This is a genomic window from Chitinophaga vietnamensis, assembly GCF_902167635.1.
Lineage (GTDB): Bacteria > Bacteroidota > Bacteroidia > Chitinophagales > Chitinophagaceae > Chitinophaga > Chitinophaga vietnamensis.
Window position 1 is genome coordinate 354,796 of record NZ_CABHMS010000001.1, and the last position, 13,815, is coordinate 368,610.

At 50.2% G+C, this 13,815-nt stretch carries 10 protein-coding genes; all 10 read left to right on the forward strand.

Going from position 1 to position 13,815, the window contains the following annotated elements:
* Window positions 1–20 precede the first annotated feature (20 nt).
* Complete coding sequence (locus FPG75_RS01545) at window positions 21–2,663, forward strand: TonB-dependent receptor (protein WP_143304736.1); 2,643 nt, start codon at window positions 21–23, stop codon at window positions 2,661–2,663.
* Between the two features lie 10 nt (window positions 2,664–2,673).
* Window positions 2,674–3,525 carry a DUF4249 domain-containing protein gene (locus FPG75_RS01550; protein ID WP_161596625.1) on the forward strand — a complete coding sequence of 284 codons (852 nt, stop codon included), beginning with the start codon at window positions 2,674–2,676 and terminating at the stop codon, window positions 3,523–3,525.
* A gap of 338 nt (window positions 3,526–3,863) precedes the next feature.
* Entirely contained in the window at window positions 3,864–4,187 is a 324-nt protein-coding gene (locus FPG75_RS01555; RefSeq protein WP_143304738.1) for a DUF6686 family protein, read from the forward strand.
* 207 nt (window positions 4,188–4,394) lie between these two features.
* Window positions 4,395–5,804 (forward strand): glutamate decarboxylase, encoded by a 1,410-nt coding sequence (locus FPG75_RS01560; protein WP_201747865.1) that lies wholly within the window; start codon window positions 4,395–4,397, stop codon window positions 5,802–5,804.
* A 122-nt stretch (window positions 5,805–5,926) separates the two neighbouring features.
* Window positions 5,927–7,354 (forward strand): APC family permease, encoded by a 1,428-nt coding sequence (locus FPG75_RS01565; protein WP_143304739.1) that lies wholly within the window; start codon window positions 5,927–5,929, stop codon window positions 7,352–7,354.
* 14 nt (window positions 7,355–7,368) lie between these two features.
* Window positions 7,369–8,652, forward strand: a complete 1,284-nt coding sequence (locus FPG75_RS01570; RefSeq protein WP_143304740.1) for a DcaP family trimeric outer membrane transporter — start codon at window positions 7,369–7,371, stop codon at window positions 8,650–8,652.
* Between the two features lie 10 nt (window positions 8,653–8,662).
* Entirely contained in the window at window positions 8,663–9,658 is a 996-nt protein-coding gene (gene glsA, locus FPG75_RS01575) for a glutaminase A (protein WP_143304741.1), read from the forward strand.
* Window positions 9,659–9,744: 86 nt separating this feature from the next.
* On the forward strand, window positions 9,745–10,689 hold the full coding sequence (locus FPG75_RS01580) for a DnaJ C-terminal domain-containing protein (protein WP_143304742.1): 945 nt from the start codon (window positions 9,745–9,747) through the stop codon (window positions 10,687–10,689).
* 3 nt (window positions 10,690–10,692) lie between these two features.
* On the forward strand, window positions 10,693–12,114 hold the full coding sequence (locus FPG75_RS01585) for an MDR family MFS transporter (protein ID WP_143304743.1): 1,422 nt from the start codon (window positions 10,693–10,695) through the stop codon (window positions 12,112–12,114).
* 42 nt (window positions 12,115–12,156) lie between these two features.
* Complete coding sequence (locus FPG75_RS01590; RefSeq protein WP_143304744.1) at window positions 12,157–13,605, forward strand: hybrid sensor histidine kinase/response regulator; 1,449 nt, start codon at window positions 12,157–12,159, stop codon at window positions 13,603–13,605.
* The last annotated feature ends 210 nt before the right edge of the window (window positions 13,606–13,815 follow it).

The window sequence follows — 13,815 nt, forward strand, 5'->3', positions numbered from 1 at the left end:
ACTTTTAATTTGACCATATTATGTCGTTAGCCGCAAAACTGCTCACGGCGATGCTGCTGATATGCATCCCCTTGCGCGTTTTAGGGTGGGATTGGCAAACACGGGTGACCATAGTGGTGAAGGACCAGCCCTTGCAGGAAGTGTGCGAATTGCTGGAAAAACAATATGGTATCCACTTTTCATATAGCAGGGAACTTGTCAATTTATCCCGGAGAGTAACCTTAACTGCACATAACCGCCGCCTGAGAGGGCTGCTGGATGAGCTCTTCGCGCCCGATGCTATCCGATATACCCGCGTAGGCGACCAACTGGTGCTACTCCCCGAAAAGCACAGTACCCGCACCATCAGCGGATATGTACAGGATGCTGCCACCGGCGAAAAATTAGTGGGCGCCACCATTTATGCACCATCCCTGCATCAGGGCACTACTACTAATCAATACGGATTTTTCAGTTTTACAACCGCCCGCGATACTGGCCAGCTCATCGTTTCCTACATTGGCTACAACAGCGTGTTACAACCGGTGATGGAGAAAGGCAACCAGTTGCTCACCGTGGCATTGTCGCCGCTGGCCAACCTCAAAGAAGTGGTGATCACCGGTACGGATAAAAGCGGTTCGATGGAACAGGCGCCCCTCAGCAAAGTGAATATCGCCACTGCAGATATACAGTCGATGCCCAAATTATTGGGAGAAGCCGATGTGATGCGCACGCTGCAATCCTTACCTGGCGTGGGCGGCGGCATGGAAGGCGTATCGGGCCTGCATGTGCGGGGCGGCAGTGTGGATCAGAACCTGATCCTCATCGACGGATCGCCGGTATTTAATTTCTCACATTTCTTCGGGGTATATTCCCTGCTCAATGCCGATGTGGTGAAAACCACCGACCTGTATAAAGGCGCATTCCCGGCGCGTTTCGGCGGCAGGCTGTCGTCGGTAGTGGATATCACACTGAAGGATGGCGATATGCAGAAATTCCATGGCGATGTGGCCATCGGGCTGATCTCCGCTAAATTTAATGTGGAAGGGCCGATCATCAAAGACAAAACTTCTTTCATCGTTTCTGCCCGCCGCTCCTATCCCGACCTGATCTATAATGTTGCCTTGCGCTCGGATGATGACCTGGGCCGTGATGGCCGGTTCTATGCCTATTTTTATGATATCAATTTAAAGGTCAATCATATCTTCTCTCCCAAAGACCGCGTGTTTTTGAGCTATTACCAGGGAGAAGATAATATGTTGATACAGCAGTCGACCGATAGCGCGCGACTGGCAGACAGTACCCGTATCAATGCGCAGATGAACCGTTTCAAGATCGGCTGGGGCAATACCATTGCGGCTTTGCGCTGGAACCATGTCTACGGTCCCAAACTTTTTTCCAATCTCACCTTCAATTATTCCCGGTATGAATTTTCTACCGAGTACGGTTATAAATATAATATTCCTGCATCCGGTGAGTTTTCTGATCAGTATGGACGGTATTCTTCACGCATGGAAAATGCGGGCGTGAAAATGGATTTCGACTACCGGCCCAATCCGGGCCATGGTATTCGTTTTGGCGGCGCCGCTACGATGCATTATTTCAAGCCGGCGATGTCGGTGTTTGAAGATAAGAGCAGTCCGGTGAAACCGCTGGATACCGCTGCGCGCGGAGCGCGTATCAACGGGCTGGAAATGTTGCTGTATGCGGAAGATGATTGGGAGGTATCGCCGAAGTTATGGGCGAATCTGGGTGTGCATATGTCGGGATTTGCGGTAGAAGGAAGATTTTATTATTCCATACAACCCAGGCTGGGCCTGCGTTACCTGCTTCCTCACCACTGGGTGCTGAAGGCGGCCTATACGCATATGAACCAGTATATCCATTTATTGTCGAACAATGGTACTACGCTGCCTACGGATATCTGGGTGCCTTCAACACCGCGCGTGGCGCCGATGTTATCGCGGCAGCTGGCGGCGGGCATTACGAAGGTGACTAATAACCGCCTGTTTGAATTTTCGCTGGAGGGTTATTACAAGACGATGCATAACATGATCGAATATACGGATATCGCCGGTTTTATTAGTCCGGATATGCTGAAGTGGGACCAGAAAGTGGCCGTGGGACAGGGTTGGAGCTATGGAGGCGAAGCGATGATCTCCAAGAGAAAAGGCAGTACTACCGGCAGGATCGGTTATACTTTGTCGTGGAGCAACCGTCGTTTTCCGGGCATCAACAATGGGCATATCTTCCCTTATAAATATGACCGCCGACATGTTGTAGAGGTGGTGCTTACACAGCAGCTGGGCAAGCATTGGGAGGCTTCGGCGTCCTGGCATTTTATGACGGGATCGCCCATTACCTTGCCGGTGGCCACTTACGAGGGCACGAGCAATGCATCGCCCTGGGATCCCGGTACGGATGGCGGCGCCCCGGTAGACCGCTACAGCAATCGCTACAATGGGCGCACAGAAAATATTCACCGGCTGGATATAGGCATTACTTATACCAAACAAAAAAAGTATTGGCGCAAGAGCTGGAACTTCAGCATCTTCAATGTGTATAACCAGCCAAATCCTTTTTACTATTTTATAAAGCGGGATGCAGCAGCGCAAGAGCGCTATCTGGCCAAAGTGGTGATCCTGCCTGTTTTGCCGAGTATTACCTATTCGGTGAGATTTTAAAATGATGGATATGCAACGTATTTTCGTTTATGCGGTACTGTTAGTAATGATATTGTGCGGATGTGAACGCAGGGTAGATATCAACCTGCCTTATGAGGGCGACCGGCTGGTGATCAACAGCCTGATACAGCCAGACAGTGTAGTATACGCAAGGGTAACACGCAGCATACCGGCCAATGTGTATAACGAAGGCGCATTTGCAGAGGTGCGCGATGCGGGCGTAACATTGGAAGAAGACGGCAAAGTGCTGCCGATGGCCGCTCTGCAGATCGGAGGCAATATGTGGTATGTGTCTTCACAGCCGGCAGTGCTGGGGCGGCATTATAAGATCAGCGCCAGCAAAAGTGGTCTTAGCTCCGTATACGCCGCCGATACGTTGCCGCCACCGCCGAACGTAAGCAATGCCAGCGCCCAGCGCAACAGCAGCCGTGTACGCTTTACATTGAAGGACCGCCCCGGCGCGGCCGACTACTACCGCCTGCGCATCTTTGCCTATGGCCCTTCCGGCCAGCCGGATACCATGCGCCTTTTCCGCCTCGACCCTTCTTTCAACAATAATGTGATCGATGTCATTGCCGAAGCAAACTACACCAGCATGATCATGAGCGACGAACGTTTCGATGGCAAAACACTAACGTTCGTACTGCAAACAAAAGACCCCATCGTAAATGCCAAGCAGCTCATGATAGAAGTGAGCGAACTGACCTACAATTCCTGGCAATACCTGAAAACAGCTTCCGCCCAGCTGGAAAACAGCGGCAGTATTGTAACAGAGCCGGTAAGGGTATTTACCAATGTAGTGAATGGTTATGGAATAGTGGGCGGCATCAATACCCGGCGCCTGGTGTTTAAGGTAGATTAAGGATTTTCGAATTTATGGATTTTCGGATTTATGGATTTAATTGGAGCGGAGATGAACAATGTTGTTATCTCCGCTCCAATTAAATCCATAAATCCGAAAATCCATAAATCCGAAAATCCTTATAATTCTGAGCCAGACAACCTCACGCGCCTTTTTCCTTTTTGCGCAAGTTGTTTTCCTGATCCGATAGCAATGCTCATTGCTGCGTGTTTACTTTTGTAATGAAAATTTTGCTGTACATATTCGTCTATTGTACCCCATTTTACTGTAAAGAGTGATGAAAAAAGTCCTGACAGCAGCTGCCACTGGCAGCTGCTGAAGGCACTAAAACCATGTTTATGTGTAACTACCAGACTTTATATCATGGCAGCAATGGTTATGTGATCCGTTGCCCGCGGTGCAGGAATATGCAACTGGCCTTTGGTACAACGGCTGTTAACCTTAGCAGCAGCGAGTTTGACTATTTTGCGAAGATGATGGCCCGGATGGCATCAGATGTATATCCGGAGTCCGTACAGGAAAAGATCATGTGTGTACCCCTGCCTGCTGAACAGGTGATGATGTTGCTGACACCCGCAGAAGTGGCCGCCATTGCGCAGATCACGACCGAAGTACAAGTATTGCTGGAAGCCTACGAAATCCTGGAAACCCCGCTCCCCTGATCAAAATTTTTTTTGTTTGCTGAACTTTCTGTGAACATACGTGTTCTATAACGTACAAACAATTGTTCGTTAATACTCATGTGGAACACCCTCAAAAGGAAATCCCATGTGCCCGCATTCCTATTTCGTTGATCCGTTAACGTGATACATAGGTCCTGATCCCTCATGCTTATAAGTATCGTCGTTCATTTACTAAACTGGTCGTTTATGCCTTTACAGTTCTTCAAACGTAAAGGGGACAATGATTTGAAGTCTGTCCCCGGTGCGGATATCTACACGTCCCCGTACATGAAAGAGGGGATTCCACTGAACACCATGCCTGAAAAGTCGAGGCTTCCCGAAAACGTATATGCGTTACTGAAAGATGAGCTGTTGATGGACGGTAACTCCAAACAGAACCTGGCCACTTTTTGCCAGACCTGGATGGATGAAGAAGTCCATAAGTTGATGGATGATTGTATCGACAAGAACATGATCGATAAAGACGAGTATCCGCAAACAGCCGCTATAGAAGCGCGCTGTGTGTCTATCCTGGCCGATCTGTGGAACTCCCCGGAAGCGGCTACCACTATTGGCTGTTCCACTACGGGTTCCAGCGAGGCTGCCATGCTGGGCGGCTTGGCCCTCAAATGGCAATGGCGCAAGAAAAGGCAGGCGCTGGATAAACCGGCCGACAAACCTAATTTAATCTGTGGCGCGGTACAGATCTGCTGGCATAAATTTGCCCGTTATTTTGATGTAGAGCTGCGCGAAGTGCCGTTGGAAGAAGGTAAGCTTACGCTTACGCCTGAAGATGTGATTGCGCGCTGTGATGAAAATACCATCGGCGTGGTACCCACGCTAGGCATCACCTTTACTTGTTTATATGAAGATGTAAAAGCGATCAGCCAGGCGCTGGATAAGCTGCAAAAAGATAAAGGCCTGGACATCCCAATACATGTGGATGCCGCCAGTGGCGCATTTATCGCGCCTTTCCTCACGCCGGAGCTGGAATGGGATTTCCGTTTGCCACGGGTGAAATCTATCAATGCCTCCGGCCACAAGTATGGCCTGGCGCCACTTGGCGTGGGTTGGGTAGTATGGCGCGATAAGAGCGACCTGCCAGAAGAGCTCATCTTCAACGTGAATTACCTCGGCGGCAATATGCCCACATTTGCACTCAACTTCTCCCGCCCGGGAGGCCAGATCATTGCGCAATACTACAATTTCCTGCGGCTGGGCAAAGAAGGGTACCGCGAGATCATGCAGGCGAATATGTCGCACGCGCAATACATCGCCGATGCGATCAAATCTCTGGGTTATTTCGAACTTTTCTACGATGGCCATGGCGGCCTGCCAGGGGCGTCCTGGCGGCTAAAACCGGGCACCAATCCGGGTTTCTCGCTATATGACCTGAGCGACCGTTTGCGTATGCGCGGCTGGCAGATCGCCGCCTACCCCTTGCCTTCCAAAATGGATGATGTAGTGATACAAAGAGTTTTGGTAAGACATGGCTTCAGCCGTGATATGGCCGATCTGCTCATCGCAGATATTAAACGCGCAATCGACTATTTCGTGAAACACCCGATCACCGTGCCTTTGACAAGAGAAGAAGCAGGCGGTTACGCACATAATTAATGGGAGAATTTACGGATTTACGGATTTATGGATTTACGGATTTAGGGATGTAAGAATTTGTTGCGGACCTCAGTCAGAAACAAATTCTCACATCCCTAAATCAAAAAATTCAAAAATATTTTATGGCGAAAATAACGACTACCAGTCTTGCCCTGATGACAGCCGCCGCAGTGATCAGTTTGCGCGGATTGCCCATGATGGCCAAAGAGGAGCTGACGATGTTCTTTTACATCGGCTTTGCCACCTTCCTGTATCTGATACCGGCTTCGTTGGTAGCGGCGGAACTGGGCAGCGCCTTTGGCGATAAAGGCGGCGGCGTATATACATGGATCAAGGCGGCATTTGGCTCCAGGGCAGGCTTTCTGGCTATCTGGCTGCAATGGATACAGAATGTAGTTTGGTATCCTACCGTGCTGGCATTTGCAGCGGCTTGTATTGCCTACACGATCGGTAAGCCGGAACTGGCTAATAACGGCACTTACGTGGGGATCTTCTCTATTGCCATCTACTGGCTCGCTACCTTGTTGTCGTTCAAAGGCACGGAGCTGATCAGCAAAGTGACCAGCTATGGCTTTGTGGCGGGCACTGTGGTACCGGGTGTGGTGATCATCCTGGTAGCGATCATATATATTATGCAGGGCAACGATATACAATTTTTACATCCGCAGGAAAATGTAGCTTCCATCGTAAAAGTAACTACCGAAGGAAAGCTGCACCCACGGCTGTTTCCATTCATTGCCGGTATGGGCGATATTGCTTTCCTGGCGGGCATCCTGCTCTTGTTTGCCGGTGTGGAAGTACATGCCGTACATGCGCAGGAGCTGAAAGATCCGCAACGTGATTTCCCGAAAGCGATTGGCCTGGCCGGTGTGATCATCTTCCTGCTGTTTACCTTCGGATCGCTGGCGGTGGCCACCATCCTGCCTTACGACCAGATAGACTTACAGGCCGGATTGATGGAAGCCTTCAAACAGATCTTTGATAAGTACCATCTCAGCTGGATCACGAACCTGATAGGCATCCTGGCCGCCTTTGGCGTGCTGGCCGGCGTAACCTCGTGGATCGCCGGTCCCAGCAAGGGTTTGCTGTGGACGGCTAAAGAAGGCGTGCTGCCGCCATTCTGGGCTAAAACCAATGCCAATGGCGTGCAGGTGAATATTCTCATCGTACAGGGCATCATCGTATCTATCCTCTCTTCTTTATACTTCGTGATGGACAATGTGAGCGTGGCGTTCTTCCTCCTCAGCGCACTCACCATCGGTTTGTACCTCATTATGTACCTGCTGATGTATGCAACAGGCATCAAGCTGAGATATACCCATGCCGATCTGCCACGCTCCTACAAAGTGCCTGGTGGCAATGGCGGCATGTGGTTCTTTGCCGGCCTCGGTTTTGTAGCTACGCTGTTCGCCTTTGTGGTGGCGTTTTTCCCGCCAACGCAATTGCCGGTGGGCAGCCCGGCTACCTATGTAGGCCTGGTGGTGGCCGGTACAGTGATATTTGTAGGCATGCCTTTGCTCGTCGCGAAAAGACCACATACGCATCTCTGATCAAATACTTTTCTATGAGCCGATGTTTACAATCAGGTGCACTGCTCATGATCCTGTTGCTTTTTTGCTGTGGCCAGCTGCTGGCGCAGGAGAACGGCAATGATAGCCTCCGGCGGCGTATCGACAGTCTTGAGGCGAAGGTATCACGCATCGAGCGGCGCATCATCCGTCCTGAACCACAAAACCGCACGCAAACGAGGAGCAACCTCGAATCTGGCCGCTATGGCGGATTTGTAGTGGCGGATGTGTTCAATACCAAACTCACGATCGGTGGTTACGTGCAAGGCGATTTCATTTATGATGTGAAGCAACCTGGCAATACGCAGGCATTTACGCCATCTTCCATTCCTGTCAATAATCTCAACAAAGGATTTGTAGCGTTCTCCGCGCGGCAAACACGGTTAACGATCTCCTCACAATCGGAAACGAAGCTGGGCACCTTGAAAACGATACTGGAGCTGGACCTCTTCAATCCGGATGGCAGCAACAATCCACGCCTGCGCCATGCCTGGGGCGAACTCGGTAAATGGGGCGCAGGGCAGTACTGGTCTGCCTTTATGGATATTGATGTTTTTCCCAACATCATCGATTATGAAGGACCTAATGCGATGGTGTTTGTAAGACAGATGCAATTGCGTTTTACGCAACCCTTGTCGAAGAAAACAACATTGGCATTTACCGTAGAGAACCCAGGCAGCGATGTGAAATTCCCTGCCGATTCCGGGCTTTCATCCCGCGCGCTGTTTGTAGATATTATCGGCCAGTTGCGCTGTAACATTACAGGTGGCACGCATATCCAGCTGGCAGGCCTTTTTCATCCCATCACCTATGATAACTATCTCGGTCACGAACATACGAATATCGGATGGGGCGCCAATCTTACCGGCGTCATAGAAGTGAATGCAAAGATCAAGGATAACTTTTCGTACCAGGTCACTTATGGGCAGGGAATATCGCGGTATTTCAATGACCTCGGCGGACAAGGCTATGATGCGGCTACCAAAAGCAGGACCATGCTAGAGAATATTCCCGTTTTTGCTGTGATGGGTTTTTATGACCATTGGTGGAGCGACAAACTCAGCACCACTGTGGGGTATGGTTATCTAACCCTTGACCAGAAAGACTATCAGCCTGTGCAGGATTTTAAATCCACGCAATATGGCGTTGCGAATATTCTCTACTATCCGTCTGCCTTTGTGAAGGTAGGGCTGGAATATCTCTACGGAAAACATATCACCATAGACAGAAAATACGGAGATAACAGCCGGCTGCAATTCTCCATGATGTATAAATTTTAAATCTCTCCTTATGAAAAAAATAAATGGTGTGATCATTCTTTTATTGTTGTCGGTGGTAACGTTTGCACAACAAATTTCCGAGAAACGGATACGGGAGGTGATGAAAGAAGCATATAATAAATACAAGGCCCCCCAAGGCGGCGCCAATGCGAATTACATTCCATACCTGGCGGACGTAAATTCCAATTTGTACGGCATTGCCGTGTGCTTGCCCAATGGCAAGGTGTTGGAGCTGGGAGATACAAAATATGAATTTGGGATAGAGTCTATCTCGAAAGTATTTGTGCTGGCCCTGGCCATGCAGGAGCGCGGGCAAAAGGCGATTGAAGACAGCATCGGTGTGAATGCAACGGGGATGCCTTTCAATTCTGTGCTGGCCATTGAGCTGGAACCCGCGCGTGCAGTGAATCCGCTGGTGAATGCCGGCGCTATGGCTACCAACAGCTTTGTGCCTGCCGCCAGCGGCGCAGAGAAATGGACCAAGATAGATAACATCTTCGCGAAATTCGCGGGACGCCGCCTGCCGGTGATAGAAAAACTGTATGCCTCCGAAACCGCTACCAATCAGCATAACAGGGCTATCGCCTGGCTGCTGTATTCTTATGGCCGCTTCTATGATAATGTGGATGTATCCGTAGACCTTTACACCAAAGCCTGTTCTTATGGTACCACTGCCCGCGATCTGGCCGTGATGGCCGGCACGCTGGCCAACCGCGGCGTCAACCCCCTTACCCGCGAAAAAGTGATCAACAGCGAATATTGCCCGAAGATATTAGCCACCATGCTCACCGAAGGTTTGTATGATGAAACCGGCGACTGGATATACCATACCGGTATACCCGGTAAAAGTGGTGTTGGCGGCGGCGTGATTGCCGTATCTCCCGGCAAGATGGCCATCGCGGTGTTTTCACCGCCATTGGATAAATCCGGTAACAGTATCAAAGCCATGTACACCATCAAATACATGGTAGACAAGCTGGGCTTGAATCTGCTGGAAGCGAAATAGGATCGGCGTTTTCAAGGTTATTTCATAATCTTGAAAATCTTGGTTAATTTCATAGCATCAGATCACCCTTAACATGTTTTGCAGCTATGGAGGTAAAGGATTATTACAAGGTTTTAGGCGTAGACAAAACAGCAACGGCAGAGCAGATCAAGAAGGCTTACAGGAAACTGGCCGTGAAATACCATCCAGACAAGAACCCGGGTGATAAAGCCGCAGAAGACAAATTCAAGGATATCAATGAAGCATACGAAGTGCTGAGTGATGCGGAGAAACGTAAGAAATACGATCAGTTCGGTGAGAACTACAAATATTACGAACAACACGGAGGAAGGCCTGAAGATTTTGACTGGTCGCAGTTTGGCGGCCGGCAACAAAGCGGCAGGCGCGGTTATCAAGGTAATATGGAAGATATCTTTGGCAGCGGTGGCGAGGGCTTCTCCGATTTTTTTGAACAGTTGTTCGGTTCCCAATTTTCCGGCGGCCAGCGCAGGCAGCAACAGCAGCCGGGCCGGGGCCGCGATATGCAGGCCACAATGGAGGTATCGCTGGAAGATGCTTACAGCGGCCTTACCCGCCAGATAGAAGTAAACGGTAGCAAACTCAATATCAAATTAAAACCCGGCCTCTATGAGGGGCAGGTGATCCGCCTCAAGGGACAAGGCTCCCAGGGCCGCAAAGGCAGCACCGCCGGCGACCTGCTCATCACCATCCGGCTGGCGCCACATCCGGCATATGAACTCAAAGGACAGGATATTTATACTGATGTAGCCATCCCGCTGTACACCGCAGTACTCGGCGGCAAGCTCACCATACCCACGCCCGGCGCCGCTCTCAGCATGAACATACCCGCCGGCACCGACAGCGGAAAAGTATTCCGCCTTAAAGGAAAAGGCATGCCGGGATACAACAACGAAGGCGCTACCGGCGACCTGTATGTGAAAGCAGTCATACATCTCCCGAAGAAGTTGTCAGATAAAGAAAAAGCATTGTTTCAGGAACTTGCACAACTGAACGAGAAAGGATCCGCCTAAGCTATGAGAGATATCAACAGGAATGGCATTTTGATCGTGATCATCATGGGTACCACCATGGCCGGTATCGACTCGAGTATTGTGAATATCTCGTTGCCGGTGATGAGCCGTCAGTTCAACTGTACGCTCGATGAGATCGAATGGGTGATCACCGTTTACATGCTGAGCTTTTCAGTGCTGATGCCGCTCACCAACTGGCTCAAGAACCGCATTGGTTTCTTCAATCTTTACCTGGGCGCTATTTCCCTTTTTACACTAGGCTCTTTGTTATGCGCTTTGTCCAACAACCTGGAATCCTTGCTGGCGGCGCGTGTGATACAAGCGCTCGGCGGCGGCGCCATGGCGCCCACTTCGATGGCGATCATCTCATACATATTTCCCGCGCGGGTACGCGGCGCCATATTGGGATGGTGGGGATTGGGCAACCTCGTAGGGCCCGCCATAGGACCTACTTTGGGCGGTATCCTCACGGAGAAGTTCGGATGGCCATCGATCTTTTATATCAATCTGCCGATCGGGGTGATCACAATTGTGATGGCCTTCAAATACCTCGGGGTGTTACGCAAGCAGCCTAAGATCAGGCTACCATTTGATATCCCGGGTTTTACGGCGCTGACCATTTTCCTCGTGTGCCTGCAATATGGTATTGCCAAAGCGGAGCGCGTGGGCATCACTTCTCCGCAGATCCTTGCTACGCTGGGGATTGCGGCGGCGGCCCTGATCATATTTATTTTTATCGACAGAAAAAAACAGGACGCCATCGTTGATCTGCATCTCTTCAGCAATTATTCCTTTGTAAGTTGTATACTGGTAACGATATCGCGGGCAGCAGCCTTATACGGCGGATTGTTCCTCATGCCTTTTCTCTTGCAGGAGCAGATGGGGCTTTCCGAGGGTATGTCCGGATTGATGATACTGCCGAACTCCGTGTTCATGGCGGCTTTGATGCCTTTTGCAGGCAAATGGTCCGACAAGCACGGCTCCCGTGAGATATCCCTGGTAGGCATTGTATTACTGGGCGTTTCCATGTATCTCTTTTCTTTGCTGGATGCCGGCAGCAATATGTGGTCGGTGATCATTGCCATGACGGTGCGCGGTATCGGTATGGGATGTTTGATCGCGCCGCTCAATGCGGCTACGCTCAGCTCAGTGAAAGCGGCCGAAGTAACGATGGCTTCCAGCATCAGCACTTTGATGCAACAAGTGGGCGGCGCGCTGGGCATCGCGCTGCTGGCCATTATCACACAGGCGGCCTATAACCGCCACCTGCTGGATGGCGTAAGCTCCATGCGTTCGCATCATCTCGCCCTTAAAGAAGGATTCCGCATCTCGCTGATCATATTGCTTGTTACGCTCATCCCCGCCTGGTTCATGCCCCGCAGGAATGTGATCCTTAAAAAAGAAGAAGCGCATATCGATACTTAGGTGTGAAAATTGCGGTACAGCACGCATGATAAAACGTTTTACATGCCCTTCAAAGGAACGAAATATATATTGATGATCGATGATGATGAAGATGATTTCTTCCTCGTAAACTCTCTGCTGCAGGACATCTCGCCGGGTCAATATGTTTTACAATGGGCTTCTTCCTATAAAGAAGGGCTGGCCCTTATTGCCGAAAGGGCGCATCACCTGTACCTGGTGGATTACCGCCTGGGAAGCCATACCGGCATTGATGTGTTGCATCATTTCCGCAATCTGGGATTTAATGCCCCGGTGATCCTCTTCACCGGCAAAGGAGATTATGACATCGATAAAGAAGCTATGAAGGCCGGCGCTTCCGACTACCTGGTGAAAAGCGAGATCAATGCCGCCATGCTGGAAAGGGCCGTGCGCTATGCATTGCGCAAGTTTTTACATCTCAACGCGATCGAAAAAAGCGAGAAACGTTATTTCAGCATCTTCGAAAAATCCAATGATCTTATTCTGCTGGCCGACAGCGGCCAGCGTATTGTAGCCGCTAACCCGGCAGCACTGCGGGTTTTGCAGTATGAGGAAGCCGCGCTGTACGAACATCTCCTGCAACATCTCTTTGTAAATGAGGAACAGGCCAATGCCTTTGCGCAGCAGCTGGAGCGGAACAACGGCATCATGCAGCAGGAATATCTTTTCCGTAACAACAGCGGCCAGCAGCTCGACGTGCTCGTAAGCGCCTCTCTGCTCGATGATAAGAAACAGCTATACCTCGTGATCATACAGGATGTGACGGAACGCAAGCGCAAGGCGCAGGAAAAGCAGCAGCAGGAGAAATTTGCCATCACCGGCCGTATTGCACGGCTGATCGCGCATGAGGTGCGTAACCCGCTCACCAATATTTTGCTGGCTGTAAGCCAGTTGAAAACAGAAGCCGCCGCCGCAACGGAAGATGCGCAGCTGTACCTGGATATCATGGAACGCAATTGCCATCGCATCAACCAGCTGGTATCGGAGCTGTTACAATCCACCCGCATGATAGAGCTGAACATGCTGCCACAGGGATTGAACGCGCTGGCCGAAAAGGCCCTGCATCAGGCGCACGACCGCTTGCAGCTCAATGATATTGCCATCGTAAAACAACTGCATGAGCCGGATCAGCTGATCATGGCCGATGAAGATAAACTGCTCATCGCACTGCTGAATATCATCATCAATGGCATCGAAGCCATGAAGGCGGGAGAGGGCACGCTGACTGTACGCACCTGGCACGAGAAAGGCCAGGTGTTCATCAGGATATCAGATAATGGCAGCGGTATCGAAGCGGAAAATGTTGCCAAACTATTCGAGCCCTTCTTCACCAATAAAACCAAAGGCACCGGTTTAGGACTTACCGCTACGCAAAATATTATACTGAACCATAAAGGCATTGTGTCTGTAGAAAGCACGCCAGGAGCGGGTACCAGCTTCACCATCAGTTTTCCTGTGGCGAATGGATCATAAAAAAAGTTACTTTAAATAAAATAATATCTCTATCTTGCGACTCTGTTTCTTTCTCTGATTTTAGCCACCCTACCGAAAAGCACTGTTCCTCATCGGTTTAAGAAGATGAGCGTTTTATTTTTAACCACCCGACAGAAAAGCTCCATTACTGATATTTAAAATCTCAATGTAATTCAGGTACTTCATTGTGCCGGGAGCATATTGACTATT

Bases quoted from the DNA above. Each gene is read 5' to 3' on its own strand.
- FPG75_RS01545 (WP_143304736.1), top strand. From the start codon at position 21: ATGTCGTTAGCCGCAAAACTGCTCACGGCGATGCTGCTGATATGCATC.
- FPG75_RS01550 (WP_161596625.1), top strand. From the start codon at position 2,674: ATGCAACGTATTTTCGTTTATGCGGTACTGTTAGTAATGATATTGTGC.
- FPG75_RS01555 (WP_143304738.1), top strand. From the start codon at position 3,864: ATGTGTAACTACCAGACTTTATATCATGGCAGCAATGGTTATGTGATC.
- FPG75_RS01560 (WP_201747865.1), top strand. From the start codon at position 4,395: ATGCCTTTACAGTTCTTCAAACGTAAAGGGGACAATGATTTGAAGTCT.
- FPG75_RS01565 (WP_143304739.1), top strand. From the start codon at position 5,927: ATGGCGAAAATAACGACTACCAGTCTTGCCCTGATGACAGCCGCCGCA.
- FPG75_RS01570 (WP_143304740.1), top strand. From the start codon at position 7,369: ATGAGCCGATGTTTACAATCAGGTGCACTGCTCATGATCCTGTTGCTT.
- glsA (WP_143304741.1), top strand. From the start codon at position 8,663: ATGAAAAAAATAAATGGTGTGATCATTCTTTTATTGTTGTCGGTGGTA.
- FPG75_RS01580 (WP_143304742.1), top strand. From the start codon at position 9,745: ATGGAGGTAAAGGATTATTACAAGGTTTTAGGCGTAGACAAAACAGCA.
- FPG75_RS01585 (WP_143304743.1), top strand. From the start codon at position 10,693: ATGAGAGATATCAACAGGAATGGCATTTTGATCGTGATCATCATGGGT.
- FPG75_RS01590 (WP_143304744.1), top strand. From the start codon at position 12,157: ATGCCCTTCAAAGGAACGAAATATATATTGATGATCGATGATGATGAA.